The sequence below is a fragment of the Roseibaca sp. Y0-43 genome, from assembly GCF_020667835.1.
Classification (GTDB): domain Bacteria; phylum Pseudomonadota; class Alphaproteobacteria; order Rhodobacterales; family Rhodobacteraceae; genus Roseinatronobacter.
In genome coordinates this window covers 1-2,089 of record NZ_JAFMPR010000031.1, presented here as the reverse complement: position 1 = coordinate 2,089, position 2,089 = coordinate 1, and the positions used below count along the sequence as shown (strand labels likewise).

Below are 2,089 nucleotides of genomic sequence, written 5' to 3'. Positions count from 1 at the left end.
GCGGCTTCTCTCGCCTCGCCGATATTGTCATCGGCTTCGAAGCTGCACGGGCGACGCGACGCAGCCAAACTTGTGGGTAATTGAAAGCCTCGGCGAATACTTACAATTCAGATCCAGAACAGCACGGTTGAGAAAAAATCCGCGGGGCATCGATCCACGGTTCGATACGGTTGATACACGCTATGGCGTTGGCCGCGTCGAGGAACGGCCCTTTCGAGCTCCGCCGCGACTTCAAAGTGTTTCATAGGGTTTACGCTTCACGGCACCCGGGCTTTTTCCCGTCCAGGATTTGAAGGCATTCGAAAACGCGGACTGGTCCGCAAACCCAAGCAAAAGCGAAATTTGGGCCTGCGATAGACCGCTCTCACGCAGGTAGTCTGTTGCGAGGCTGGCACGCAGTTGTTTCAGCACCTCCGAAAAACTGGTTCCCTGATCTTGCAAGCGGCGGGCAAGCGACCTCGGACTCATCGCGAGGTCGTTTGCCACGTCCTTGATTCGTGGACTACCGCGCCCGATCTGACGCAAAATCGCTGTCTCGACATCCTTTAAAATCTTAGGTTCATTTGCGGGGCGCTGCTCCATGCGATGATCGGCCACTTCCATTAGGAAGGCCATCAGCTTGTGGTCATGGGAAGGCAGAATTGATGCAAGGTCGTGAGCTGTATATTCTAACGCATCGCAGCCAGCACCAAACTCTGGTTGGCACCCGAGAATTCTGAGAAACTCGGGTCGCGTACGTGACCTGATATGGGCGAAGTTTATCGCGCGAGGACGCATGGTGCGGTGCATGACGTTCGAAATACCGGTAATGGTACAGGCCAGAACACATTCGACGTACTGACGTCTGCGCTCGTGCGGAGGCACGGCCCAGTCGAAAATAACACGCCCAGTCGTGTCTAAACCGCTCACATCGAGGGATAGAGCGTTTCCGGTCAGCGCCATATAGCGTGCCATGTTGCGCAGCCCGTCGCCCAACGTATCCGAATAAATCCCAATAAATGACACGAGGCCGAAGTCGCGCGCGTCACACTCTGCCCCAAGCTTTAGGCCGATCAGATCGTCACCCGTCAGCCGCGCAGCATGTTCAAAGAAATCCAAAACCCCAGAAATGGGAACCTTGTCTTCCAACAAAGCGATTTCAGGTCGGACGGATGAATGTCTAGGGAATACCTCGGCATCAGTATAGCCACGTGCAAGAAGCTCGGCTGCGAGCCTACTCGCTAGAGGTGGGATGGTACGAACGCTTCGCATAGTGCCCTGATCTTACCGAAACTAAAACGCATCTGCTAACGCCATTGGTACTAGACCTCATCCGCGTCAAAACTTCCATTCGACGTAAGCCCGCAGCCCTGATAAATAAACATAATTTAGCGCAAAGCGACCCGGAGCCCTTTTCTATGTTTGACACCAAACTATTGAGCTACCCCCTGACAATCGGACAGTGACGGAAGCTACGATCTGACGTTTGCTGCTCTACAGGAACGAGGAGATCAGAACAAAAAGAAACGCAGGAACCATGACGCTGGGTTCAAGGCCCGGGTGGCGCTTGAAGCCGTGAAGGGCGAGCGCACTGAACTGATGCGGTGGATGCCCCCTGTTTGGCAAATGTTATCTTCGATTTTCTGCGGGGTCTCCGATCGGACGTGTGTTAGGCCTTTGAATGTGGCCTTCCATGACGCCACGGGCCGGTATGCTGTTCGGAAGGCTGGGTTCATATCGGTTCAGAGAGCTGCAAGCGCTCGAGCCTCGGGTCTGAATTTCCCTGCCTTGAACTTCGAAGTCCGTATCGCGTACGCCTCGTCGATCGCTCACCCTGGCCTTGCGGCCATTTCGTGCCTTTTGCCTTTTTGGATCCAGTTCACGCCATTCGATAATTCTCCTGCTGTTTCGAAAGTGCCCAAATCATCTGTGCCATCTTATTCGCAAGCCAACGGCGGCCACTATCTTCGACTTGCGCGCGACAAGTGCGGCCAGCCAGCGGTTTGCACTACCGCTGTTGATTGCCACTGAGATTTGACCCGGCAACAGCAGAAATTGTCATTGAGAATTGACCCATGTGCAACCTTGGCCCGGCTTGAATCAGCTGGGG

1 protein-coding gene is annotated in these 2,089 nt (G+C 54.5%); it reads right to left on the bottom strand.

Features of this window, described 5'->3' with window-relative positions; all coding sequences use genetic code 11:
- Nucleotides 1-231: 231 nt before the first annotated feature.
- Complete coding sequence (locus J1C52_RS14945) at nt 232-1,128, bottom strand: AraC family transcriptional regulator (protein ID WP_227428726.1); 897 nt, start codon at nt 1,126-1,128, stop codon at nt 232-234.
- Nucleotides 1,129-2,089: the final 961 nt, after the last annotated feature.